This is a genomic window from Stutzerimonas marianensis (assembly GCF_022810315.1).
In the GTDB taxonomy this organism is placed as follows: domain Bacteria; phylum Pseudomonadota; class Gammaproteobacteria; order Pseudomonadales; family Pseudomonadaceae; genus Stutzerimonas; species Stutzerimonas marianensis.
Genome location: NZ_JALGRD010000005.1, coordinates 187748 through 210334, shown reverse-complemented (window position 1 = coordinate 210334; position 22587 = coordinate 187748). Strand labels below are relative to the sequence as shown.

At 60.3% G+C, this 22587-nt stretch carries 24 protein-coding genes; 9 read left to right on the top strand and 15 right to left on the bottom strand.

Annotated elements, in window-relative coordinates; all coding sequences use genetic code 11:
• Positions 1–102: 102 nt before the first annotated feature.
• The 4 genes from MST27_RS10710 to MST27_RS10695 all read right to left on the bottom strand — a co-directional run bounded on the left by MST27_RS10710 (position 103) and on the right by MST27_RS10695 (position 3730).
• Positions 103–1122: a zinc-binding alcohol dehydrogenase family protein gene (locus tag MST27_RS10710; protein WP_003288728.1), complete on the bottom strand. Its 1020-nt coding sequence runs from the start codon at positions 1120–1122 to the stop codon at positions 103–105.
• A 10-nt stretch (positions 1123–1132) separates the two neighbouring features.
• Complete coding sequence (locus MST27_RS10705; RefSeq protein ID WP_033999984.1) at positions 1133–1426, bottom strand: putative quinol monooxygenase; 294 nt, start codon at positions 1424–1426, stop codon at positions 1133–1135.
• Between the two features lie 98 nt (positions 1427–1524).
• Positions 1525–2514 (bottom strand): zinc-dependent alcohol dehydrogenase family protein, encoded by a 990-nt coding sequence (locus tag MST27_RS10700; RefSeq protein ID WP_100548378.1) that lies wholly within the window; start codon positions 2512–2514, stop codon positions 1525–1527.
• A 124-nt stretch (positions 2515–2638) separates the two neighbouring features.
• Positions 2639–3730, bottom strand: a complete 1092-nt coding sequence (locus MST27_RS10695; RefSeq protein WP_031653041.1) for an NADH:flavin oxidoreductase/NADH oxidase — start codon at positions 3728–3730, stop codon at positions 2639–2641.
• An 83-nt stretch (positions 3731–3813) separates the two neighbouring features.
• On the opposite strand from MST27_RS10695, the gene MST27_RS10690 reads away from it, so the two are divergent.
• Positions 3814–4116: an ArsR/SmtB family transcription factor gene (locus MST27_RS10690; RefSeq protein ID WP_172767913.1), complete on the top strand. Its 303-nt coding sequence runs from the start codon at positions 3814–3816 to the stop codon at positions 4114–4116.
• A 1117-nt stretch (positions 4117–5233) separates the two neighbouring features.
• A complete protein-coding gene (locus MST27_RS10685) occupies positions 5234–5914 on the top strand; it encodes a PIN domain-containing protein (protein ID WP_243605954.1) in 681 nt (226 codons plus the stop codon).
• Here MST27_RS10685 and MST27_RS10680 read toward each other — a convergent pair.
• The 5 genes from MST27_RS10680 to MST27_RS22515 form a co-directional block, all read right to left on the bottom strand.
• Complete coding sequence (locus MST27_RS10680) at positions 5885–6211, bottom strand: tyrosine-type recombinase/integrase (protein WP_243605953.1); 327 nt, start codon at positions 6209–6211, stop codon at positions 5885–5887. The two genes, MST27_RS10685 and MST27_RS10680, sit on opposite strands and share 30 nt — an antisense overlap.
• Before the next feature lie 119 nt (positions 6212–6330).
• Positions 6331–6564: a hypothetical protein gene (locus MST27_RS10675; protein WP_243605952.1), complete on the bottom strand. Its 234-nt coding sequence runs from the start codon at positions 6562–6564 to the stop codon at positions 6331–6333.
• Positions 6561–6782 (bottom strand): DNA-binding protein, encoded by a 222-nt coding sequence (locus MST27_RS10670; protein WP_243605951.1) that lies wholly within the window; start codon positions 6780–6782, stop codon positions 6561–6563. The genes MST27_RS10675 and MST27_RS10670 overlap by 4 nt, the downstream gene beginning before the upstream one ends.
• 477 nt (positions 6783–7259) lie before the next feature.
• Entirely contained in the window at positions 7260–8078 is an 819-nt protein-coding gene (locus MST27_RS10660; protein WP_243605949.1) for a DUF4145 domain-containing protein, read from the bottom strand.
• A 79-nt stretch (positions 8079–8157) separates the two neighbouring features.
• Positions 8158–9114 carry a restriction endonuclease gene (locus MST27_RS22515; protein WP_243605948.1) on the bottom strand — a complete coding sequence of 319 codons (957 nt, stop codon included), beginning with the start codon at positions 9112–9114 and terminating at the stop codon, positions 8158–8160.
• Positions 9115–9542: 428 nt separating this feature from the next.
• Here MST27_RS22515 and MST27_RS10650 point away from each other — a divergent pair, with 428 nt between their 5' ends.
• On the top strand, positions 9543–9692 hold the full coding sequence (locus MST27_RS10650; protein ID WP_243605947.1) for a hypothetical protein: 150 nt from the start codon (positions 9543–9545) through the stop codon (positions 9690–9692).
• A gap of 47 nt (positions 9693–9739) precedes the next feature.
• Here MST27_RS10650 and MST27_RS10645 read toward each other — a convergent pair whose 3' ends face one another.
• Together MST27_RS10645 and MST27_RS10640 are read right to left on the bottom strand one after the other, a co-directional pair.
• Positions 9740–12487 carry a cation-transporting P-type ATPase gene (locus MST27_RS10645; protein ID WP_243605946.1) on the bottom strand — a complete coding sequence of 916 codons (2748 nt, stop codon included), beginning with the start codon at positions 12485–12487 and terminating at the stop codon, positions 9740–9742.
• A gap of 158 nt (positions 12488–12645) precedes the next feature.
• A complete protein-coding gene (locus MST27_RS10640) occupies positions 12646–12894 on the bottom strand; it encodes a hypothetical protein (RefSeq protein ID WP_243605945.1) in 249 nt (82 codons plus the stop codon).
• Positions 12895–13302: 408 nt separating this feature from the next.
• Here MST27_RS10640 and MST27_RS10635 point away from each other — a divergent pair, with 408 nt between their 5' ends.
• The gene (locus tag MST27_RS10635) at positions 13303–13515 is read left to right on the top strand and encodes a hypothetical protein (RefSeq protein WP_243605944.1); all 213 of its coding nucleotides are present in this window, start codon (positions 13303–13305) and stop codon (positions 13513–13515) included.
• Between the two features lie 43 nt (positions 13516–13558).
• Here the strand turns inward: MST27_RS10635 and mdtD are convergent, their stop codons facing one another.
• The gene (gene mdtD / locus MST27_RS10630; protein ID WP_243605943.1) at positions 13559–14971 is read right to left on the bottom strand and encodes a multidrug transporter subunit MdtD; all 1413 of its coding nucleotides are present in this window, start codon (positions 14969–14971) and stop codon (positions 13559–13561) included.
• Positions 14972–15282: 311 nt separating this feature from the next.
• On the opposite strand from mdtD, the gene MST27_RS10625 reads away from it, so the two are divergent.
• The 4 genes from MST27_RS10625 to MST27_RS10610 are packed head-to-tail and all read left to right on the top strand — an operon-like array spanning position 15283 to position 18414.
• A complete protein-coding gene (locus tag MST27_RS10625; protein WP_243605942.1) occupies positions 15283–15816 on the top strand; it encodes an iron transporter in 534 nt (177 codons plus the stop codon).
• Positions 15817–15829: 13 nt separating this feature from the next.
• Complete coding sequence (locus MST27_RS10620; RefSeq protein WP_243605941.1) at positions 15830–16162, top strand: cupredoxin domain-containing protein; 333 nt, start codon at positions 15830–15832, stop codon at positions 16160–16162.
• A 21-nt stretch (positions 16163–16183) separates the two neighbouring features.
• The gene (locus tag MST27_RS10615; protein WP_243605940.1) at positions 16184–17041 is read left to right on the top strand and encodes an FTR1 family iron permease; all 858 of its coding nucleotides are present in this window, start codon (positions 16184–16186) and stop codon (positions 17039–17041) included.
• Positions 17038–18414, top strand: a complete 1377-nt coding sequence (locus MST27_RS10610) for a 4Fe-4S binding protein (protein WP_243605939.1) — start codon at positions 17038–17040, stop codon at positions 18412–18414. The genes MST27_RS10615 and MST27_RS10610 overlap by 4 nt, the downstream gene beginning before the upstream one ends.
• Before the next feature lie 274 nt (positions 18415–18688).
• Here MST27_RS10610 and MST27_RS10605 read toward each other — a convergent pair whose 3' ends face one another.
• The 3 genes from MST27_RS10605 to MST27_RS10595 all read right to left on the bottom strand — a co-directional run bounded on the left by MST27_RS10605 (position 18689) and on the right by MST27_RS10595 (position 21651).
• On the bottom strand, positions 18689–19384 hold the full coding sequence (locus MST27_RS10605) for an anaerobic ribonucleoside-triphosphate reductase activating protein (RefSeq protein ID WP_243605938.1): 696 nt from the start codon (positions 19382–19384) through the stop codon (positions 18689–18691).
• 1 nt (position 19385) lies between these two features.
• Positions 19386–19550 (bottom strand): anaerobic ribonucleoside-triphosphate reductase, encoded by a 165-nt coding sequence (gene nrdD / locus MST27_RS10600; RefSeq protein WP_243605937.1) that lies wholly within the window; start codon positions 19548–19550, stop codon positions 19386–19388.
• Positions 19551–19644: 94 nt separating this feature from the next.
• Complete coding sequence (locus tag MST27_RS10595) at positions 19645–21651, bottom strand: ribonucleoside triphosphate reductase (RefSeq protein WP_243605936.1); 2007 nt, start codon at positions 21649–21651, stop codon at positions 19645–19647.
• A 236-nt stretch (positions 21652–21887) separates the two neighbouring features.
• Here MST27_RS10595 and MST27_RS10590 point away from each other — a divergent pair, with 236 nt between their 5' ends.
• Positions 21888–22565, top strand: coding sequence for a Crp/Fnr family transcriptional regulator (locus MST27_RS10590; protein WP_243605935.1), 678 nt, complete (start codon positions 21888–21890; stop codon positions 22563–22565).
• Positions 22566–22587 lie beyond the last annotated feature (22 nt).

Sequence of the window (22587 nt, the reverse complement as noted above, 5' to 3'; positions counted from 1 at the left end):
TCTCAATAGGAGGCATTTCAAGGCGCTCACTGAATCGCTCATGGGCGCTACTCTTGAATCCAGCATTGGCTACCTACCGCATGAGCCGGTAGCCAGATACCGTCAGAAGCCCTCCAGAACGATCTTGCCCTTTGCCTTGCCGCTCTCCAGCAAGGCATGGGCGCGACGTAGGTTTTCGGCGCTGATACGCCCGTAGTTTTCGCCAACGGTGGTGCGCAACACACCCGCATCGATCTGGCGGGCCACTTCATTGAGGATGTTGTGCTGCTCCTGCATGTCCTCGGTCTCGTACAGCGAGCGCGTGTACATCAGCTCCCAGTGCAGCGACAGGCTCTTGCGTTTGAGCGGTACGACGTCCAGCGTGGCCGGGTCATCGATCAGGCCCAACCTGCCCTGTGGCTTCAGTGACTCGATGATCTGCTCGTAATGCCGATCGGTCTGCGTCAGGCTTGCGACGTAGCTGACCTGCGGAAGGCCGATGCGCTTGAGCTCTTCGCTCAGTGGTTTGGTGTGATCGATCACGTAATGGGCGCCGAGTTCGGTGACCCAGGCCTGGGTTTCAGGGCGCGAAGCCGTACCAATGACGGTCAGGCCGGTCAACTGACGCGCCAGCTGAGTCATGATTGAACCCACCCCGCCTGCAGCGCCAATGATCAGCAGCGTTTCGCCACGGTCGGTGGTGTCGCGCGCTACGCCGAGGCGATCAAATAGCAATTCCCAAGCGGTCAGAGACGTCAGGGGAAGCGCCGCGGCCTGGGCGAACTCCAGCGACTGTGGCATCGATCCGACAATGCGCTCGTCTACCAGCTGCAACTCACTGTTGCTGCCCGGGCGGATCAGCGACCCGGCGTACCACACCTTGTCACCGGGCTTGAACAGCGTTACGTCGGAACCGACCGACTTGACCACGCCGGCAGCGTCCCAACCGAGGATGCGCGGCTGTGTTTCGTCTGTATGCGGCACGTAGCCCTGGCGGACTTTGGTATCGACCGGGTTGACCGATACGGCCTTGACTTCTACCAGCAGGTCGCGCGGCCCCGGCACTGGCTCGGGTAGATCGATCTCCACGAGGGCGTCAGGGTTCTCAACAGGCAGGCATTTGAAGTGTGCAATCGCTTTCATTCGGAGCTCCTCAGGAGACGCGGTACATTTTCATGACGGAGAATTTTTCGGCGGCGCGCTCGATAACCGGCAGCGCTGCCTGGAAATGCGGGGTGGCCTCGTGCGCAGTCAGCGCCGCTTCGTCTCGCCACTGCTCAACCATATGGAAGGTGCGAGGCTGTTCTGCATCTTTATGAAAGTCGTATTGGATGCAGTCCGCTTCGGCGCGACTTGGGCCTTGCAGATCCTGCAGCGTCTGCTGGAGCTCATCTTCGGAGCCGGCCTTGGCGACCAATGTGGCAACCAGTGTGAGTGGGGTGGTCATCGAACCTCCTGTCTGTGCATGTGTGAAAGACGCATCGAACTGGCATGGGCTTACCGAAGGTGACCCTACCGGCCATGCCGCGAAGACCTGAACGTGGTTTACAGCGTTACGACAATCTTGCCCACCTGGGCATTCGATTCCATGTACCGGTGAGCCTCGGCCATCTCGTCGAAGCTGAATGTACGGTCGATCACCGGACGCAGCTGTCCAGAGGCGAGCCCTTCATTGATGAAGTGCTTGGCCCGTTCGAGTTTTTCTCGATTCTGGGTGATCTCGAACAGCTGATAACCGCGCAGCGTCAGATGCTTGCCGAGCAGGTCCATGACCGACACAGGGATATCCCGAGTGTCCAAAGCGCCGTACTGGAAGAAGATGCCGTGGTTCGCTAGCGCCTTGAGCACCAAGGCCACTTCGGGTCCGCCAACGGGATCGAAGGCCATGCGAGCGCCTTTGCCATGAGTCACCGTCATGACCTCAGCCACCATGTCCTGCTCCTGGGTCGCGATGACTGCCGCCGCCCCCGCTTGAAGCAAGGCTTCGCGCTTGTCGCTGGTGCGGGTCAGCGCCACAGGAACGGCGCCCACCATGTTCGCAATCTGGATAGCGGCAAGCCCCACGCTGCTGGACGCCGCACGGATCAGCACAGCCTCCCCGGCCTGCAGCCCACCGAGCTCGATCAATGCGCCATAGGCGGTGACAAACTTCATCCAGGTCGCTGCTGCCTCCGTGAAAGAGAGCACTTCCGGGTGTTTGACCACCGCGTGAGCCGGTGCGTTGACCAACTCACCGTACAAGCCGTATTCGTCAAAGGAGAACGCGGGCACTACGCTGACCACATCGCCAACAGCGAAGCCGACCACACCGGGCCCCACTGCAGCCACGTTCCCAGCCGCTTCATAGCCCAGCATGGCGGGAAACGTCGGTTCGATGACGTACTGGCCTGTGCGGTACATCACTTCAGCCCGGTTGATGCCGAGCGCCCTGACGTTGATTTGAACCTCGTTCGCGCCGGGAGCTGGCACGTCGATCTCGTCGATCTGGAGAACCTCCGGTTCACCGGTGCGATGAAAGCGTATGACGCGAGACATAGCGTAATCCTCAGCTATCTATCGGAAGGACCGAGCCATGAGCGGCTCAGCCAGGTAGCCACCAGCGCTCATAGCGCTGGGGCAGCGGGCGATCAGGCCAGGTCAGCCGTCTCGCACCGGCGGGTCACTTGTAGCGTTCAAGCCAGTGAGCATAGGGAGCCGGCAAGGTCCAGGACGCACGCTCTACGCCCAGCTCTTGGGCGGCAAGATAGGACCAATTTGGATTGGCCAGATGTGCTCGCCCAATCATCGCCAAGTCCAGCTGACCGCTCTTGACCGCTTCTTCGGCAACGCTTGGCGTGCCGAAGCCCCATGCCGAAGCCACTGGTATCCCCGCCTCACGCTTCACGCGCTGGGCAACTTCGCCCATGAAGCCAGGCGCCCAGGGAATGTTGGTTTCAGCGATGGTGAAACCAATGCTGACGCTCAGCAGATCCAGGCCACCATTTTTGAAGCGACGTGTCAGTTCGATAGCCTCGGTCAGCGTCTGTTCGTCCCGGCCGTCGTATTCGATAACCCCTAGACGAGCGGTTAGCGGCAGGTGCTCCGGCCAAACCTCACGAACAGCCGCCAGCGTTTCAAGCAGGAAGCGGCTACGGTTGTCGAAACTGCCGCCGTAGGCGTCATCGCGATGGTTGGAGTGTTCGGACAGGAACGACTGGGCCAGATAACCATGGGCGAAATGCAGCTCCAGCCACTCGAAGCCAGCGTCACGCGCACGGCGAGCGGCTGCGACGAAATCCTCACGCACACGGGCAATGTCTTCCAGCGTCATGGCTTGCGGCTGCTTGGCCAGGTGACCGCCAAAAGCTATGGCCGATGGAGCGATGGTCTGCCAGCCACGGGCGTCATCTTCAGCGATGTGGTCATCGCCTTCCCATGGACGGTTTGCGCTTGCCTTGCGACCGGCGTGGGCGATCTGCAGGCCGGGGACCGAGCCGGCTGCCTTGATCGACTGCACCACCGGTACGAAGGCCTGGGCCAGCTCATCGTTCCAAATACCCGCACAGCCAGGAGTGATCCGCCCTTCTGGCGCTACAGCGGTTGCTTCGACAATCACCAACCCCGCCCCGCCACGCGCAAGGGAGGCGTAGTGAACTCTGTGCCACTCGTTGATCAGGCCATCGTTTGACGAGTACATGCACATAGGGGGAATCGCAATACGGTTGCGAAGCGTGACGTCTTTAAGCGTGAAGGGTTGGAACAGCGCAGACATTGGTTTCTCCGAGGGTTGTCTATTACGTTAATTCGATAGTATTCGAACTATGGAGATAGAGCAAACCCGTGTATGCTTCGTTCATGCGCCCCTACAAACACCCTCCCGTCACTGAAATCGTCCTCGAGCGTCTGCTATACGCCTTGAGCGATCCTGTGCGCCTGGAGATCGTCCGACGCCTTGCCGAACTGGGCGAAGCCAGCTGTGGCGAATTGGACGGTGGCCGACCAAAGTCCACCATGTCCCATCACTTCAGGGTGCTGCGAGATGCCGGGTTGGTCCAAACCCAAACCATCGGCACGACCCATATGAACTCGTTGCGCAGGGATGATTTGAACAATCGATTTCCTGGTTTGCTCGAGACGATCTTATCTCAGCGCGGCTAAGGCTGGCTTGAGAGTCAATTCATCGAGGAAGACGCTGAAGACGGCCTGCTTCGAAACCCTGGGCTCCAGTGAGCTCAGGGACTACCTCGCCGCTGACTGCGGAAGCATGACTAGTCCCGACGTAAACGCCTTACCCAGATGGCCTCAATCGAGCAGCTGGAGCGTTTCGCTTGTGCGCAGTATCGGTGGCTCGTCTACAGATTACGCCGCTTACGACAGGCCGCTAGCTGGCCGGTTCCTGCCTGTCGTCCCTGAATTACCACCTTGTCAGCAATCCACAAACCAGTTGTAAAAACGATATCCCGCAAAAACCGACACCGCGCAGGTTACAAGGGTCAATAGAGGCCATTGCCCTTCAATGCCGAGCCACCACTGCACTTTGAAGAAAAATGCCCCCACCAACACACAGGTCAGAACGCCCAAAGTCAGGCCAACCAAAGCGAACAGTTGAGCTCCTAATCCTGGATTCCCGCCGTGCCAGTTCTCACTAAGGCAAAAGGGACAGTGATTCGACGAAGGCGAATATCCCCAGAAACCAGGGCTATATGTCGCTCTCGGAACCATAGCTTTGCCACAGTTGTGGCAGGTAGCCATCGAGTGTCTCATACCGCACCTCAGCTCAAATCGTCCTAGATGAGCCTATGGTGCGCTACCGCTGAAAATACCCAACTACGTGACCTTACATCTACCCAGCGTCCGGTCTGAGCTGGACTTAAACCCTCGTAGCCAGATAACCGAGGCTATGCTGTACACGACCGACTCCATTGAACACTCGCCGGTGGCTGACTGGACTCGCCCGGTCGCAGCACGATAATTCAGGACGCCAGTTCAACTCCTCAAATAGCCGCTCATCGGAAATACGTGCACGGGGGCACTTATGGGGGCACTTAATAATGGATCTGCAAATAAATCTATTTAAAACAATAGGTTATACATGTAATTTAAATCCCCCCGGCTCCACCAATTAGAAGCACATAAACCCCTGATTTTCCTACAGAATTTCAGGGGTTTTTGCTGTCTGGAGTAGCGGGTATCGAAGAAGTGTCGCAGCTTGGGCGGCAATTCCAACCTTTGAGCACGGCGGCAGATGTTCGCAAGGAAGACCTAGGACGAAAGGATGCGCACCAATTACGTTTTGATCGATTACGAGAATGTCCAAGCGTCGTCCCTGGCGCTGCTCAGCGAACCGCACTTCTGCCTGAGGGTTTTTTTAGGCCCAAATAACACCAGGCTTCCTACAGAGCTGGCGGTATCGGTACATCGACTAGGTCAGCGAGCCGACTACATCCAGCTCGACACCCCTGGCGCTAATGCATTGGACTTTCATATTGCCTATTACCTCGGGCAGTTGGCTAATGCGGACCCTACCGGGTTCTACCACATAATCTCCCGGGATAAAGGCTTCGACCCGCTTCTGAAGCACCTAAAGAGCAAGGGAATCTTCGCGTTACGCTCAGAATCGATTGAAGAGATGCCCTGCTTCAAGACTTCCGGTGAGGCAACCCCTAAGCCGGTCAGTCCGCCCCCCAAGCCAAAGCCTCAAGCTACTGCAAAAGCTCCTGCGCCAACGGCTGAAGATCCTGTGGTCAAAGCCGTCATAGCCGATCTAATTGGGCGAAAGACATCTAAGCCAAAGACGACCAAGACACTACTTAACACCATCCATTCGAAGGTCGGTAAATCAACCCCGATCAAAGAGATTGAGCAAATCTACGCAACACTGCGCAAAAGTGGATATGTGAAGGCGAACGGGAAAAACGTCTCCTACTCACTCCCCGAAGCTACGCAAGGGGCCTAGCTTCACTGCGTCTAAAAGATTATCCGGCGCCAGATGCGCGTACCGCATCGTCATGGCCAAGCTCGAATGCCCCAGGATCTTCTGTAGCGTAAGAATATTGCTGCCGTTCTGGATGAAGTGGCTGGCGAAGGTGTGCCGCAGTGCATGAGCGGCCTGCCCTTTCGGTAGCCTGATCGTGGTTCTTGCCAGCGCACGCCGGAACGAGGTTATCGCCGGGGTGAAATGCCCGTAGCGCTTCCAGTGCTTCGTTATCTTCTTTTCCAGCTCCGGCGAGATTGGGACCGACCGAACCTTCACTTTTGGTCCTGCTGAACGTGAAGACTCCGTTTCGGATAGCTCCTGGCTGCAACCTCTCGGCCTCGGACCATCGCGCCCCGGTCGCCAGACAGATCATTGCCACCAGCGCGACATGCGGGCTATCGCAGCCGCTGCGGATCCACTCCAGCAGTTCGGCTATCTGCTCGTTCGTCAGCTCTCACTCCGAGGTCGGCCCGCAGGCGCGCGAGGTTGACCATGCGGAAGTCGGCGAGGCGCATCGTCGGAATCGTGCCGGTGGCGGCCCAATCGGCGGCTTCTTCGACGGATACACCGGCCATTCCGGCGAAGGTCTTGAGGCTGCACAGGTCGAGGCTGTCGTCTGCCTTGCTCATAGCGTCCACTCCTGCTCGAGAAGCTGCTGCTGTAGCAGGGCCACGTTGACCATCGTGCGCTTGCCTACCTTCTTCGAAGGCAGGTAGCTACGATCCAACCAGGTGCGCACCACGATGGGTTCGTCACCCATGCCGATCCACTCGGTGAACTTCTGCCAGGGCATCAGTGGTGGAGCGCCGTGCAGCTTCTGGGAGTCGATCCCTTCTGGTGGTAGCATTCCCGTGATCTCCGCTTTGTTCTGCTATATCCAGCATTAAATACATTGCAAATAGTGCAAGGAACGAACAAGATATAGGCTAGTCTTCACATAGAAACCACCACTATGTGCAAGCTTTTTAGACGTTTTCGGAATGATAAGAGATAGATTGATATCCGTTTGGGACAGCCAAGGGCTCTCGGCTCCTAAGCTCGAAAAGCTGACGGGTATCGACCGAAGCAGCTGGTATCACCTGCGAAACGGCAAGAGACGTGCAAACGAAGAAGACATAGAGGCCATCGTAAAGATGTTCCCTCAATATGCTTTTTGGATTGCGAGCGGGCAGATAGCCCCGGAGATCGGCCAAACCAGCCCCGACTACGACGAAGCCAACCGGAACTTGAGCCAACCCAGCGAGGGATAGCAATCACACTGGAAGTAGCTAAGCGATGGTATCGCCCAGCGCACGTTTAGATAGTGAGCGGCGGAACGTAACTGCTAGTCACTTCCCTCCCCCTCAATTGCCTTTCTATTTCGCTGATCAATCCCTTGAAGCTTTTTCTCAGGAAGCCTGTCATAAAGAGCTTTAACTTCTTTGGGCTGGGTAATCATTTGATTGCATATTAGATTAATTAGATTGAACAGCTGAAGTGACGTATCTCGGTTATCATCGAGATCTATCTCGCCCGGATGCACAGCTTCATTCCCGATGACCCTAACAACATCTAACGCCTGTTGAACCAATGGGTTTAATCCCTTTGCAACAAGACTTGCAATGTCCTTATCAATACTCTTGCCGCTCTCCCCTAATTCTTTGCATAGGTGTTGAATGCTAAGCCGGAGAAGAGCAGCAGCCCCCTTTGGCGACAACGCAACGATTTCCCGCGCCTCCTCGAAAAGACTCTTAACATGCAAAGGAAGGTCCTGATTAGGCTGGATGTCAATCTTTGAGTTAGGCCAAACCAACTGATCATGTACCCAAATAGCGATATCATTACAGTTATAACACTCAGAAATATTTAGGTTCATCAGCTCACGACGGAGGTATTTAGAATCCTCTTTGATCTCGATAAACGGCTTGCCGACAGACATTCTATCTATCCACTCAATAAGCCGAGCTTTCATCTCGCCCTTTAGCTCTCGATCATCTTGAAATTGCTTCTTCAACCCTTGATCCGGAATATTTGGAGTTTTATTGTCCGCTGGATAAGGGCTTGAATATAGGCAGCTCCAATGCTGCGTAGTGTAGGCGCTACAATGAGGGCAGCAAAAAGCTGTTTTGTTAATTTCAGGCACTTTATTTGTATTCTCAGCCATTTCTTCACTCCCGCCTTAGCCAAACTTCATCACAGCTCGCTTCGCCTTTGCCGAACTAATTAATAAAGGCAGGCCGACATTACAAGCCGCAACTATCCAACTTGGATTTGATGCCCGCCTTAATATCACTCTTAGTTACACCGAAAACAAAATAAGCTTTCATCTTTTCATTCTTCTCATTGTACTGCTGAAGCAATTGCTTTGCCCGCACAGTCAATGTCGAGGTAGAAACCAAAATACCAGGTTTATCCATTTGCCTAACTATGTATATAAAACTCCGAATAGTGTTAACCCCTACCTTCTGCCGATAGGCTTTAGTTTCTATAACAAAACCACCATTCTGAGAAGTTATTTCAAAGTCAGGACCAAACGACTGAGAACCGACTTTAGATGGTTTCGATATTTCCAAGCCCAACTCTTTGAGAGCGTCCTCTACCATCAGAAAATATTCATGCTCTCTATACCTAACCGTCCCCTCTTCAAACGGAATATTTTCCTCATCCAACTCTATCTCAATCTCAGAATCCTTTTTATTCTTTTGGACAATGCTAAAAAGACCAATTATCCCTGACACCAAAAACGGCACAATCAGCATTAACTGAAAATAGTTAAAATCAAACCATTTCACCCCTTTGACCGGCGGCCGCTTGATTTCATCTATAATTTTATTAATTTCAGACTTTACTTCATTTCGCTTGGCTAGTGGTATGTAGTTATTTTTGGAAAAATCGTTACTAATGAGTAACAATATTTGCTTTGTGCTATAGGGAAAATCGATTTTGTAGAAAATTTCTTTTTGCTCAATCGCGAACTCTATATCTTTAATCGGAATGGCTTCACCAGCGAACAAGCGCTCACCGACCTCATGAATTATCTCTTCCTGGGCTAGTGCAGACCTGCTGTAGAGGTTTTCTCTTGCGTAGTCGGGTATGTAGAACAGTCCAAAATAAAACGTCGCAATCACACCCACAATACTAAATACATTCCAGAAATTCCCCAGCGCCCATCGCCAGCCTTTCTTAATTCCCTCAACCACAACAGTTACTCCATGCTTGTTAAATTAAGCTTGACGAGCAGAAAAATATTTGATTGACACCTTATGTCACACCCCTGTCGCCGCAGCGGCTTTACTCCAACGCGCTCCAGATATGGCACCGGATATCTTGGCAGCTTAAATCAGGATTGATACGCCACACAGCTACTGTGTCGAAAGAGTGTCGAGATCACTGCTGGCTAACGCAGCACAATGCGCGCAACACGAGGAGAAAAGGCCCATAAAGCGGGGCTTTGCAGGAAAAAGCGAAGCACAGATTGGGGTTCAAATCCCCCCCGGCTGAAGCCCCTGATTTCTTGGCGAATCAGGGGTTTTTGCTTTTTCAATCCGCCTAATCCTGGGCAGACAGCGACTCACCTCACCCCCCTTTCCAGCGCGACGGATTAGCATGCGCGAAAAAGGAGTCTGCCATGGTCACTCTTGGGTTTGGCCTTGTTGCCAGCGTTGCCAATCGAGTCCCCTTCTCTAACCACGACCGCACGAAGCTGATGGCGATGTCTATCTGCGCCGATTGCATCATCGGGCTCAGCATCGCGCTTGCAATCATCATCGCGGCCTAGCCTCTGGGCTAACCCACATCTGCGATCTCTTCGAGACGCCACCTTTCTCACCCAGCCGCCGCCCGCCTCCTTCGCAGGATCCGTTTCTCCACCTCCAACACCGCGAACAGCAGGACGCCGGCGACCAGAACGGGCACGCCCTGCATCAGGGTCAACGGTCGGGAGTCGAACAGTGCGGCCATGAAAGGGGCGTAGGTGAACACCAGCTGCAGGGCGGTCACCACGGTGATGGCGATAAGGACCGGCGGAGTGCCGAGCACGCCCTGGAACGTCAGCGAGTGTGCATTCAAGTAACGCACGCTGAACAGGTAGAAGACTTCCATCGCCACCAGCGTATTGACGGCGACGGTACGCGCGGTCGCCTCGTCGGCGCCCTGCCAGAGGGCCCACTCGAACAGGCCGAAGATGCCGAGCGTCATCAGCAGCGAGACGAAGGCGATCCGCCAGATCAGGAAACGCGACAGCAAGGCTTCGCCCGCTGCCCGCGGCGGGCGTTGCATCACGTCGCGCTCGGCTGGCTCGAAGGCCAGCGCCAACGCCAGCCCGATGGAGCTAACCATGTTGATCCAGAGGATCTGCAGCGGTGTGATCGGCAGGGTCAGCCCGGCGAGGATGGCGATGACCACGCTCAGTGACTCGCCCCCGTTGATCGGCAGCAGGAACGCGATGGCCTTCTTCAGGTTGTCATATACCGTTCTGCCCTCATGCACGGCGCGGGCGATGGAGGCGAAATTGTCGTCGGCCAGCACGACCTCCGCCGCCTCCTTCGCCGCTTCGGTCCCTTTCTGTCCCATGGCGATCCCGACATCGGCTCGCTTGAGTGCCGGCGCATCGTTCACGCCGTCGCCGGTCATCGCGACGACAAAACCCTGCCCTTGAAGCGCCTGCACCAACCGCAACTTGTGCTCGGGGCTGGCCCGCGCGAACACGTCGATCTCGGGGGCAATGCGTGCCAGGGCCGGGTCGTCCAATGCCTCGATGTCCGCGCCGGTCAGCGCCGAGGCGGTGTTCTGCAAACCGATTTGCGCAGCGATGGCGCGTGCCGTCACGGCATGATCACCCGTGATCATCTTGACCCGGATACCGGCGCCCCGACAGTCGGCCACGGCGGCGATGGCCTCGGTTCGTGGCGGGTCGATCATGCCCACCAACCCGAGCAGGACCAGACCGCTTTCTACGTCCGCGAACTGGAGGGGTTGCCGTGACGGGTCACCCGCTCGCGTGGCCAGTGCCAACACCCGCTGGCCCTGTTCGGCCATCGCCTGTATCCGGGCGTGCCAGGCCTCGGCCTCGAGCGGGAGATCACCTGCCTCGTCGCGCTGCGAAGCGCACATCGCGAGGATCCGCTCCGGCGCACCCTTGACGTAGACCACCCCGCGCCCCTGATGATCGTGGTGCAGCGTGGCCATGAACCGGTGTTCGGACTCGAAGGGAATCAGGTCCGTACGCGGCAGGCGCCGAGCTTCTTCGGCGCGATCGATGCCGGCCTTGGCCGCCAGCACCAGCAGCGCGGCCTCCATCGGGTCGCCTTCCACGCTCCAGGCCTCGCCCTGCTGACGCAAGGCGGCGTCGTTGCACAACGCGGCGGCGCGCGCCAGTTCGACCAGCGTCGGAACATCCTCGGCCAGGCGATCCCGCCCCTCGACGCTGAAGCCGCCGTGCGGCTCGTAGCCGACACCCTCCACAACGACCTGTGCAGCCGACAGGGCGACGCTACGCACCGTCATCTCATTGCGGGTCAAGGTCCCGGTCTTGTCGGTACAGATGATCGACACCGAGCCCAGCGTCTCGACCGCCGGCAGACGCCGAATGATCGCGCTGCAGCGGGCCATGCGCTGCACACCGATCGCCAGGGTGATGGTCAGGATGGCCGGCAACCCTTCAGGGATAGCCGCAACCGCCAGGCTGACCACTGCCATGAACAGATCGCCAAGACCGTAGTCATGCACCAGCGCTGCCAAGCAGAACACCAGCACGGCGATGCCCAGCACGACGGCAGTCAGGGTGCGGGCGAAGCCGGTCATCTGCCGCAGCAGAGGCGTCTCGATGGGATCGAGCCCGGCCATCAGGCGGCTGATACGCCCGATCTCGGTTGAGGTGCCGGTAGCGACCACAACGCCACGTGCCTGCCCGTGGGTCACCAGGGTGCCGGAAAATGCCATGCAGATCCGATCCCCCAATGGGGCTTCGTGAGGCACCGCTTCGATCGCCTTGTCGACGGGCACGGATTCGCCGGTCAGCGCAGCCTCCTGCACCTGCAGATTCTTCGCCCACAGCAGCCTCAAGTCGGCCGGCACTTTGTCTCCGGCCTCGAGCAGCACCAGGTCGCCCGCGACGAGCTGCTCGGCCGGTACGGCCAGACGATGACCATCACGCCGCACCGTGGCGCTGGCCGATAGCATGTGGCGGATCGCGCTCAGCGCGTGCTCGGCCTTGCCCTCCTGTACGAAGCCGACCGTGGCGTTGAGCAGGCAAACCGCGACGATCACCCCGGCATCTGTCCAGTGACCCAGAATGGCTGTCAGCACGGCGGCCCCCAGCAGGACCAGGATCAGCAAATTGTTGAATTGCGACAGAAAGCGAACGATCAGGCTGCGCGCCTTAGGCGTGGGCAACGCGTTCGGCCCGTCGCGCAAGAGGCGCGCCTGGACCTCGGCCGCCGTCAGCCCGTCGGGGCTCGCCTCCAGCATCGTCTCGACCTCCCCGGGCGAAAGGGCATGCCAGGGCACTGTGGTCGGCCGGTCAGCCGCGCCGGCGCGGGTCTGGGGGGTGAGCCCGGCTTCGTCAGCGGTCATGTCGTCTCCTCGCGTGTCCAACCCTGTTCAGGTCATGCCTGAGCATTGTTGCAACGCGTGCGGAAAACACCATTGGCCCAGGTCAATGAGTGGTTCGCCAATCGCTGTTCGGCCTGGCGACATGCCGGCACCGCCCAGGCCGGTCGCACCGGGGCCGTCTAGATCAACCGTCGCTTCAGTTGCTCCACCTGGCCCTGCTCGGCCCGCAAACCGGCCGCGAGCTCGGCCTTTTCGCGCTCGAGGCGATGAATGACCTCGCCCAGGCTCTGGACCAGGTGGCGCAACACGCTGAGCTCCGCCTTGCGCTGCTCGGCGCGGAGCCATTGCAGCCAGAGCAGGATCGTCAGGACCAACACGACGCACACTGCGATTCCCATCATCAACCACACCACGCTCAAGCCGCTCATATCAATTCCTTCTGTTGGGCCGGCATTCGCCAGCTAGCGGAACGATATGTCTCGTTAGATGACAGGTCGATATTGTTTACTTGCACAGGTAAACAATCGAAGCAGGTTCTGGCGGCCCGTCGCTGGGATCGAAAATAGAAAATGACGACAGCGCTGTGCTCGTAGGCCTTGACGCACGGCGATTTGGCTGCAGATATGTCGCCTAAGCTTGCATATTGTTGATTTCGGTATGACCGGCGGGGAAGCACTGGCGAGGGGCCACATAGACAGCCGCGCGAACCAACCGTTCAGCGGATGACAGTGAACAGGCGATGAGTGGGCACCGTAAATGCGCCGGTGACTGTCAGAATGACATCACCGCTGCAACGACGCAGTGGCTGTCCCGAATCGAGCGCGAGCCTGCCAATCATGTCTGCCGAAAAACTCTATACGATCGTCCTGGAACACAGCCTGGAGGTCCTTCTCGAGGCCGCCACCATGGCACAGGTCGAAGCGTTCTGGGATGCGCATGACACGCGGTATTTCGGCCTCCGGATGGAGGAAGAAACCGCCTGTCATGCGCGGGTGATCGTCACCGACGAAATGCCCGAAGAAGAGGAAGCCGAGCTCTGCCTCGGCTGACTCAGCGACTCGCCTGCGGGGGGCGCCAGCCCTCCGGCGCGGCTCATTCTTCGTCGATCAGCCGGGCAGCCATGGTCTGTTTGCTGTCCAACTGAAAGAACAGCGTCGCGGCCAGCATCGACATCGCACCGATGCACAGAAATGTCAGGTGAAAGGCCTGCAGCACGGCCTCGCCTTCTGCGCCCGGCACGGTAAAGCCGCCCAGGAGCGCACCGGCTGACGCCACCCCCAGGCTCATCGATAGCTGCACCACCACCGACAGCAGACTGTTGCCGCTGCTGGCGTCCCGGTTGCTCAGGCCCACCAGCGTGACGGTGTTCATCGCGGTGAACTGCATCGAGTTGACCACGCCGATCAACCCCAGGTGTAGCAGCAGGAGGACCGTCGGCGTCTGCGCATCGACCGTGGCCATGCTCGCGATCAGGCTGCCCAGCAGCAGCGTATTGACGACCAGGATGCGGCGGTAACCGAACCCATCGATCAGCGACTTGGCCAACGGCTTGATCAGCATGGCGCCCAACGCCAGCGGGATCATGCTCATCCCCGCCTCGGCCGGTGAATAACCCAGCGCCACCTGCAGCAACAGCGGAATCAGGAACGGCAGCGCGCCGCTACCGAGGCGCGCGAAGAGGTTGCCGAAGATCCCGACGGCGAAGCTGCGCGTATGGAAAAGCTGAGGGCTGAACAGCGGTGTCTCGACATGCCCGGCACGCAACCAGTACGCCGCGAGGCAAGCGCTGCCGATGACCATCAACAGCAGCACCCGGGCATGTGGCATCTGCAGCTCGCCCAGGCCTTCCAGGGCAATGGTGATCAGCACCATGGCGCCGCCGAACAGCAGGAAACCGACGCTATCGAAGCGAGTGCGCACCTCGCTTTTGAGGTCCGGCATGAAACGCAGCGCAGCGAGGCAGCCGACCAGGCCGACCGGCAGGTTGATCAGAAATATCCAGTGCCAGGACGCGACTTCCACCAGCCAGCCGCCCAAGGTCGGGCCCAGTAGAGGGCCGACCATTCCAGGCAGTGCGATGAACGTCATCACCTTGACGAACTCCCTGCGCGGGTAGGCGCGCAGAACCACCAACCGCCCCACCGGCAACATCAGCGCACCACCAATCGCCTGCACCACACGAGAAATCATCAGCTGGTTGAAGCTGACGCTCAGCGCGCAGAACAACGAGCCCAGGGTGAACAGCGCAATGGCGGAAAAGAAGATGCGCCGGGAGCCGAAGCGATCGGCGATCCACCCCGATGCGGGAATCAGCAGCGCCACGGTAAGCATGTAGGCGATCACCACGCCCTGCATGCGCAGCGGATCCTCGGACAAGTCGCGTGCCATGGCCGGCAACGCGGTATTGAGGATGGTGCCATCGAGGGTCTGCATGAAGAACGCGATCGCGACCAGCCAGGGGAGCACCCGGGCGGTTCTGGCGTCCAGCACGGCGGTGTGCGGCATGGAAGTCCCCAACGGTAAAAGAACACATGTTAGGCCGCTATCGATCGCGACCGAAGCCTTTGTCGAGTGGCGCGTACGGTGCCTGCCGAAGCGGCGCGGTGACACGCCCTCTCCCTGTGACAACGCAACGCACCTTGGCACTCCAACGCCGCGTCGCACCTACGCTCGGCCGGTCTCCTCAGGCTTCTGCAGGAACGGGTACGGGTATACGTAACAAAGTATTTCGTTCAGAATTGACGCGAATCATTATCGTTAAGCATCACAGGTGCGACCCTTTCCCCCACATCCTGCCCATCACCTTCGGAGGCTCCATGCGCATTCCCGCTACCCTCGCCGTCGCTTCGCTGCTGCTCGCTCCCCTTGCCCAGGCCAAGGAATATCCCATCGGTGAACCGCAGCAGTGCGGTGGCATGGAAGTCGGTGCCGTCTACCTGCAACCGGTCGAGATGGAACCGGCCGGCATGATGCTCGATGCCGCCAAGTCAGACGTTCACCTGGAAGCGGACATCGCCGCCACCGAGGACAACCGCAACGGCTGGCAGGAAGGCAGCTTCGTCTCCTACCTGAATATCCGCTACGCGCTGAGCAAGAAAGGCTCGGATGAAAAGATCGAGGGCGACTTCCACCCGATGGTGGCCAATGACGGCCCGCACTACGGCGATAACGTCAAACTGATGGGCCCGGGCAAATATTCGCTGACCTTCACCATCCTGCCGCCGGGCGGCGACCACGCCATGTTCGGCCGCCACGTCGACAAGGAAACCGGCGTCGCCCCCTGGTTCGAGCGCTGCGAGCTGAATTACGAGTTCACCTACGCCGGCATCGGCAAGAAAGGTGGTTACTGATCCGGAGGCCGGCATGCGACGCATCCTGTTCCCGACCCTCGCCCTGCTCGCCGCCGGTTTCGCTGGTGGCGCCCAGGCCGGGCTGCCGACCTTTGAGCTGACCATCCGTGACGGCCACTTCGAGCCGGCGACCCTCGAAGTGCCAGCGCGCCAGCGTTTCAAGATCGTGGTGATCAACGCTGGCAGCGGCCCCACCGAATTCGAGAGCACGCCCCTGCGGGTGGAAAAGGTGCTCTCGCCCGGCGTCACCTCGTTCGTGGTGATCCATCCGCTCAAACCCGGCCGCTACCCCTTCTTCGACGAGTTCCACATGGACCTCCCGGAAGGGGAAATCATCGCCAAGTAGTTCCGTGACAGGAGAAGCGACATGGGCCAATCAATGTTCATCGTCTGGCGCGAAAGCGTCGAGGCACTGCTGGTCATCGGCATCCTCCACGCCTGGCTGCGCCAGCAACCGGACAATCGACACGCACTGCGCATGCTCTGGGGCGGTGTGGTCGCCGGGCTGGGCCTGGCCTCGCTGCTGGCCTGGGGCATTCTCAGCGCAGGTGACTGGCTCGCCGGCCCGGCCGGCGAATGGTTCCAGTGCGCCATGCTGGTGGTTGCTGCCCTGCTGATCTTGCAGATGGTCGGCTGGATGCATCACCACGGTCGCGACCTCAAGCGCAACCTGGTCGACAGCGCGGCAGCCAGCCTCAGCCAGGGCAGTGGCATCGGTCTGTTGGTGCTGGCGATGCTCGCCGTCGCACGGGAAGGCAGCGAAACGGTGGTGTTTCTCTATGGCATCGGCCACCAGCAGCAAGGTGCCGACCTGACCGGTTTCGTGATTGGCGGCGTGCTGGGGTTCGCCCTCGCCCTGATCAGCTACGCGGCGCTGCAGGCGGGCAGCCGGCTGTTCTCCTGGAAGCGCTTCTTCAAGGTCAGCGAGGCGCTGTTGCTGTTGCTCGGCGCCGCCTTGCTGATGGCCGGGCTCGATCGCTTCAGCGGGCAACTGATGGGCATGGACGTGCCCGAGGTGCTGTACACCCTCTTTGGCGACCCGCTGTGGGACACCTCGGGTCTGCTCGACGATGGCAGCACCCTGGGCAGCACCATTGCCGGGCTGACCGGCTACCGTGCGATGCCCTCGTTGGCCGCGGTCATCGTCATGGCGTTGTACTGGCTGGCCGTCTGGGCCTGGTTGCGACCGAATTCGGAGGCTCGCCTGGAGACTCGCACCGCATGATCGCCAACGCCCCCTGGCTGGCGCGCATCGGAGACCTGATGCGCCAGCATGCCAAGACCATCCGCCTGATTCAGTGGCTGGTGGTTGGTTTCTATCTGGTCTTGCTGCTGGTCCCGGCCGTGCTCGCCCTGCCGCCCTCCGAGGCGCGCATGCTGGACAACATCACGGTGTTTGCCCAGTTCCTGTTCTGGGGCCTCTGGTGGCCCTTCGTGCTGCTGTCGATGGTCCTTTTCGGCCGGCTCTGGTGCGGTGTGCTCTGCCCGGAGGGTTCGCTCAGCGAGTGGATAAGCTGGCGCGGGCTGAACAAACGCACCCCGCAATGGATGCGCTGGAGTGGCTGGCCGACCATCGCCTTCGTGCTGACCACCGTCTACGGCCAGCTGATCAGCGTTTACGACTACGGCCGCGCTGCCGCGCTGATTCTTGGAGGCTCCACGGTCGCGGCAATGATCGTCGGCTTCCTCTACGGTCGCGGCAAACGCGTCTGGTGCCGGCACCTGTGCCCGGTAAGCGGCGTGTTCGGCCTGCTCGCGCGTCTGGCGCCGATGCACTACAAGGTCGACGAGGAACGCTGGCTGGCCAACCAGGGCCTGAAACTGGCGACACCCAACTGCGCGCCGCTGATCGACATCCGCCGCATGGAGGGCAACAGCGAATGCCACGCCTGCGGGCGCTGCAGTGGCCAGCGTGGCGCCGTCGCCCTGGCCGCGCGCTCGCCCAACGAGGAAATCCTCATCGTCGGCAACCAGCCCCAGCACGGCCACTGGGACAGCACCCTGCTGCTGTTCGGCATGATCGGCCTGGCGATGGGCGCCTTCCAGTGGACGGTCAGCCCCTGGTTCATCACCCTCAAGCAGACCGCCGCCGAGTGGCTGGTCGACCGCGACATCTTCTGGCCGCTGGAGGCCAATGCGCCCTGGTGGCTGTTGACCCATTACCCGCAGGCCAACGACGCCTTCACCTGGCTCGACGGTGCGGCCATCCTCACCTACATCGGAGCCTGCTCCCTGGTGATCGGCGGCGCGCTCTGGCTGCTGTTGCGCGGCGCCGTCGGGCTGATGAAACGCGGCGACGGCGTTTTCCATCACCTGGCCCTGACGCTGACGCCCCTGGGCGGGGCCGGATTGTTCCTCGGGCTTTCGGCCACCACCATCAAGCTGCTGCGCTACGAGGGTTTCATCCTGGCCTGGGCGCAACCGACACGCGCGCTGCTGCTGGCCGGCGCCATCGGCTGGAGCCTGACGCTGGCATGGAAAGTGATCACCCGCCACGGTGCCAACGGCCTGCGCCGCCTGCTGGCGTTCGCCTGCGTCAGCCTGGCCACGGCGGTGGCCGGGTACGGCTGGTATCTGCAGTTCTGGGGATGGAGCTGATCGGCAACACCACCCTGCCAGCATGAGCCAGGGGGACGCCCAGTGCTTGCTGGCGACTCTTGCCCAAGGCCTTCGTTTGGACGCCCGATCGCGAGCAAGCTCGCTCCTACAAAAGCAGCCGTAACGGGCGCGGGAATGGCAGTGCACACCGCCCCCTATAAGCCAGGGAGACGTCCATTACTTGCTGGCGACTCTTGCCCAGGGCCTTCGTTTGGCGCCCGATCGCGAGCAAGCTCGCTCGTGCAAAAAGCTGTACTCAGTGCGCGCGCCGGCGTCACCCTCTCAGTACGAACGCGGGAAATAGCCGGCCCATGCGCTCCCACAGCTTTTGCTGGTCATAGGGTGCGCGGCTGTCGGCAAGCGAGTCGTCGAGCATCTTCGCCGTGCGCACACACTGCACGGCGAAACGTTCCACGCCCAGCCGGCGCAGGCGCTGAGCCATGTCCCAGAGCCGTTCGGCGTCGAACAACTGCCAATGGACCGTGGTTCGGCATTCGTAGGCGACACCGCGAGCGAGCAGCGCTGCGAGGCTTTTCCAGTTGGCTTCGCCGCTACCCTCGACGCCGGTGATGAGCGCGCTGTGCTCGGGAGGCGACTTGACGTCAAACCCCACCCAGTCCACCAACGGCAGCACCTGGCGAAACAGCTTGGGTTTGATCCCGGCGCTGTGCAGGCCGATCTTGAAACCCCTCTCGCGCACCTGTGCGATCGCTTCAGGCAAGGCCAGTTGCAGGGTCGGTTCACCGCCGCTGAAGACCACCGCTTCGAGCAGCCCGACACGCTGATCGAGAAAGCCGAGGACGTCCTCCCAGCAACGCTCCTGCGCGCCACGAGTCGGGATCAACTCAGGATTGTGGCAATAGCGACAGCGCCAGCCGCAGCCCTGGCAGAACAGCACGCACGCCAGGTGATCGGGGAAATCGAGCGTGGTCAGGGGCACCAGGCCCCCGACCCTGAGCGCGGCGCCCATGCTACCGGGCCAGCCCGGCGGCCTGTTCGGTGAAGTGAGTGCGCTCGCGATGCTCGGACTGTTTGCCCGGGTTGAATGCCGCGACCGGGCGGTGATAGCCCATCACGCGGGTCCAGACTTCGCAGCGCTGGCGTTCGGAAGCGGGCAATTGGGTGGCTTGGTTCATGGGGTTCTCCTTCGGGTTGGGCTTGTCCTGCGAGGCGCCGGTCGGTGCATCGCAGGAAATGGTCGCCAGCAAGCTGGCTCATATGAAGATCAGTTCAGGCACAGCAGTGCTGCTGCTTGGCCAGCAGCGCCTCGTCGCACTTCGGGCAGAACTCGTGCTCGCCGGCGAGATAGCCATGCACCGGGCAGATCGAGAATGTCGGCGTCACCGTCAGGTACGGCAGGCGGAAGCGCCCGAGCGCCGTGCGCACCAGGTTCTTGCACGCCTGCGCCGAGGAAATCCGTTCGGCCATGTACAGGTGCAGCACGGTGCCGCCGGTGTACTTGCACTGCAGTTCGTCCTGCAGAAGCAGTGCCTCGAAGGGATCATCAGTGAAGCCCACCGGCAGCTGCGAGGAGTTGGTGTAGTAAGGCGCGTCGGGCGAGCCGGCCTGGAGGATGTCGGGGAAACGCTTGCGATCTTCCTTGGCGAAGCGGTAGGTAGTGCCCTCGGCCGGCGTCGCCTCGAGGTTGTAGAGATGGCCGGTGTCTTCCTGGAACTGCACCAGCCGCGCCCGCACGTGGTCGAGCAGGTTGAGAGCCAGGCGCCGCCCCGCCTCGGTGTGCAGCCCTTCGGCATCCTCGGTGAAGTTGCGCACCATCTCGTGCAGGCCGTTCACCCCGATGGTGGAGAAATGGTTGCGCAGCGTGCCGAGGTAGCGCCTGGTGTAGGGATAAAGCCCCGCATCCATGTGATGCTGGATGACCTTGCGCTTGACCTCCAGGCTCTGGCGCGCCATGTCGAGCAACGCGTCCAGGTGTTCGACGAGCCCTGCCCAGTCGCCGGCATGCAGATAGCCCAGGCGCGCGCAGTTGACCGTCACCACGCCAAGCGAGCCGGTCTGCTCGGCCGAGCCGAACAGGCCGCCGCCGCGCTTGAGCAGCTCGCGCACGTCCAGTTGAAGACGACAGCACATCGAGCGCACCTGGTTGGGCTTCATGTCCGAGTTGAGGAAGTTCTGGAAATACGGCAGCCCGTAGCGCGCGGTCATCTCGAACAGCCGCTCGGCGTTTTCGCTGTCCCAAGGGAAATCATGGGTGATGTTGTAGGTCGGGATCGGGAAGGTGAACACCCGGCCCAGACCATCACCCTCCATCATCACCTCGATGTAGGCGCGGTTGATCAGCGCCATCTCGGCGTTCAGCTCGCCGTAGGCGAAAGGCATTTCCTCGCCGCCGATATAGGGGATCTGCTCACACAGATCCTCGGGGCAGACCCAGTCGAAGGTGAGGTTGGTGAAGGGCGTCTGCGTGCCCCAGCGCGACGGCACGTTGAGGTTGTAGATGAATTCCTGAATCGCCTGACGCACCGCGTCATAGCCCAGGCCGTCCTTGCGCACGAAGGGCGCGAGATAGGTATCGAAGCTGCTGAACGCCTGGGCACCGGCCCACTCGTTCTGTAGCGTCCCGAGGAAGTTGACCATCTGCCCCAGGGCGCTGGACAGGTGCTTCGGCGGGCCGGCCTCGACCCGTCCGGGAATGCCGTTGAAGCCCTCGTTCAAAAGCGTGCGCAGTGACCAGCCGGCGCAGTAGCCGGCGAACATGTCCAGGTCATGGATGTGCAGATCGCCCTCGCGGTGCGCCGTGCCGATCTCGGCGCTGTAGACCTCGTCCAGCCAGTAGTTGGCGGTGACCTTGCCCGACACGTTGAGGATCAGCCCGCCCAGTGAATATCCCTGGTTGGCGTTGGCGCGCACGCGCCAGTCTTCGCGCGACAGGTATTCGTTCATCGAAGCGGCGACATCGACCAGCGACTTGCGATCGCGCCGCAACCGCCCGTGGCGCTCGCGGTAGAGGATGTAGGCGCGTGCCGTGTCGTAGTAGCCCGCCTCCATGAGCACCCGTTCGACAGTGTCCTGCACGCGCTCCACTTCAACGATGCGCGATGGCAACCGCCGCAACACCTGGTCGACCAGCGCGCATGCAATCGCGGCATCGAACTCACCGGTCGCCAGGCCAGCGGCGGTGATAGCCCGCTCGATCTTGCCCGGTTCGAATGCCAGCAGCCGGCCGTCGCGCTTGCGTAACGATACCGGTCGTTGCCCCTCGGCGAGCCCGTCCATCACAACCTCCACCACAATATGTTGATACCAGATTAATAAAACACACAAGATGCGGTGCAATGTAGGAGATCGAGCGCTGCGATGAATTGACCATCGTCAAGTCGACGAGGCTGTTTTCACGAACGTGAGGTCGCGCCGTAGCGGCCGGCGATCTTGTCCGCGATCAAGGAAACCGGCGCCTGGCGGCTCTTAGGATGCAGGCTCGAACCATCCCGGACGCGCGCAGCGGAGGAACCATGCTCACCGAACCTTCACTCGTTGCGGAGTTGCGCCGACACCACCTGTTCAGCCGCTTGCCGGAGGCCGCGCTGCAGGAAGTCTGCATGTCGGCCAACCTCAAGCGCGTGCCCGCTGGCGCCGCGCTGTTTCACCAGGGCGACCGCGCCGAGCGCTTCTATTTCCTGTTCAGCGGCCAGGTGAAGCTGCACCGCGTGGTGTGCGACGGGCAGGAGAAGCTCGTGGAAATCATCCGTCCGCGCGAATCCTTCGCCGAAGCGCTGCTGTTCACCGGCACGCCGCACTACCCGGTCAGCGCCACGGCGCTCAAAGCGAGCCTGGTGGCGAGCCTGCATGGGCCACACTACCGGCGCATGCTCGAGGAGCACCCGAGCATCTGCCTGGACATCCTCGCCACCCTGAGCATCCGCCTGCATCAACGCATGAACGAGATCGACACCCTGACGCTGGCCAACGCCAGCCATCGAGTGGTGCGCTTTCTCTACCAGTCGCAGGAAGACGACAGCGGCGTGGTGACCCTGGACGTACCAAAACGGCTGATCGCCTCCAAGCTTGGCATCCAGCCGGAGACCTTCTCGCGCATCCTGCACCGGCTGATCGAGTCGGGAATGATCAGCGTGCAGCGCCGGCGCATCGAGATTCTCGACAGTCAGGGCCTGGCCGCCTATCAGGAGTGATTTCGCCCACCCCTCTTCCCTC

Bases quoted from the DNA above. Each gene is read 5' to 3' on its own strand.
- MST27_RS10710 (WP_003288728.1), bottom strand. From the start codon at position 1,122: ATGAAAGCGATTGCACACTTCAAATGCCTGCCTGTTGAGAACCCTGAC.
- MST27_RS10705 (WP_033999984.1), bottom strand. From the start codon at position 1,426: ATGACCACCCCACTCACACTGGTTGCCACATTGGTCGCCAAGGCCGGC.
- MST27_RS10700 (WP_100548378.1), bottom strand. From the start codon at position 2,514: ATGTCTCGCGTCATACGCTTTCATCGCACCGGTGAACCGGAGGTTCTC.
- MST27_RS10695 (WP_031653041.1), bottom strand. From the start codon at position 3,730: ATGTCTGCGCTGTTCCAACCCTTCACGCTTAAAGACGTCACGCTTCGC.
- MST27_RS10690 (WP_172767913.1), top strand. From the start codon at position 3,814: ATGCGCCCCTACAAACACCCTCCCGTCACTGAAATCGTCCTCGAGCGT.
- MST27_RS10685 (WP_243605954.1), top strand. From the start codon at position 5,234: ATGCGCACCAATTACGTTTTGATCGATTACGAGAATGTCCAAGCGTCG.
- MST27_RS10675 (WP_243605952.1), bottom strand. From the start codon at position 6,564: ATGAGCAAGGCAGACGACAGCCTCGACCTGTGCAGCCTCAAGACCTTC.
- MST27_RS10670 (WP_243605951.1), bottom strand. From the start codon at position 6,782: ATGCTACCACCAGAAGGGATCGACTCCCAGAAGCTGCACGGCGCTCCA.
- MST27_RS10660 (WP_243605949.1), bottom strand. From the start codon at position 8,078: ATGGCTGAGAATACAAATAAAGTGCCTGAAATTAACAAAACAGCTTTT.
- MST27_RS10650 (WP_243605947.1), top strand. From the start codon at position 9,543: ATGGTCACTCTTGGGTTTGGCCTTGTTGCCAGCGTTGCCAATCGAGTC.
- MST27_RS10645 (WP_243605946.1), bottom strand. From the start codon at position 12,487: ATGACCGCTGACGAAGCCGGGCTCACCCCCCAGACCCGCGCCGGCGCG.
- MST27_RS10640 (WP_243605945.1), bottom strand. From the start codon at position 12,894: ATGAGCGGCTTGAGCGTGGTGTGGTTGATGATGGGAATCGCAGTGTGC.
- MST27_RS10635 (WP_243605944.1), top strand. From the start codon at position 13,303: ATGTCTGCCGAAAAACTCTATACGATCGTCCTGGAACACAGCCTGGAG.
- mdtD (WP_243605943.1), bottom strand. From the start codon at position 14,971: ATGCCGCACACCGCCGTGCTGGACGCCAGAACCGCCCGGGTGCTCCCC.
- MST27_RS10625 (WP_243605942.1), top strand. From the start codon at position 15,283: ATGCGCATTCCCGCTACCCTCGCCGTCGCTTCGCTGCTGCTCGCTCCC.
- MST27_RS10620 (WP_243605941.1), top strand. From the start codon at position 15,830: ATGCGACGCATCCTGTTCCCGACCCTCGCCCTGCTCGCCGCCGGTTTC.
- MST27_RS10615 (WP_243605940.1), top strand. From the start codon at position 16,184: ATGGGCCAATCAATGTTCATCGTCTGGCGCGAAAGCGTCGAGGCACTG.
- MST27_RS10610 (WP_243605939.1), top strand. From the start codon at position 17,038: ATGATCGCCAACGCCCCCTGGCTGGCGCGCATCGGAGACCTGATGCGC.
- MST27_RS10605 (WP_243605938.1), bottom strand. From the start codon at position 19,384: ATGGGCGCCGCGCTCAGGGTCGGGGGCCTGGTGCCCCTGACCACGCTC.
- nrdD (WP_243605937.1), bottom strand. From the start codon at position 19,550: ATGAACCAAGCCACCCAATTGCCCGCTTCCGAACGCCAGCGCTGCGAA.
- MST27_RS10595 (WP_243605936.1), bottom strand. From the start codon at position 21,651: ATGGACGGGCTCGCCGAGGGGCAACGACCGGTATCGTTACGCAAGCGC.
- MST27_RS10590 (WP_243605935.1), top strand. From the start codon at position 21,888: ATGCTCACCGAACCTTCACTCGTTGCGGAGTTGCGCCGACACCACCTG.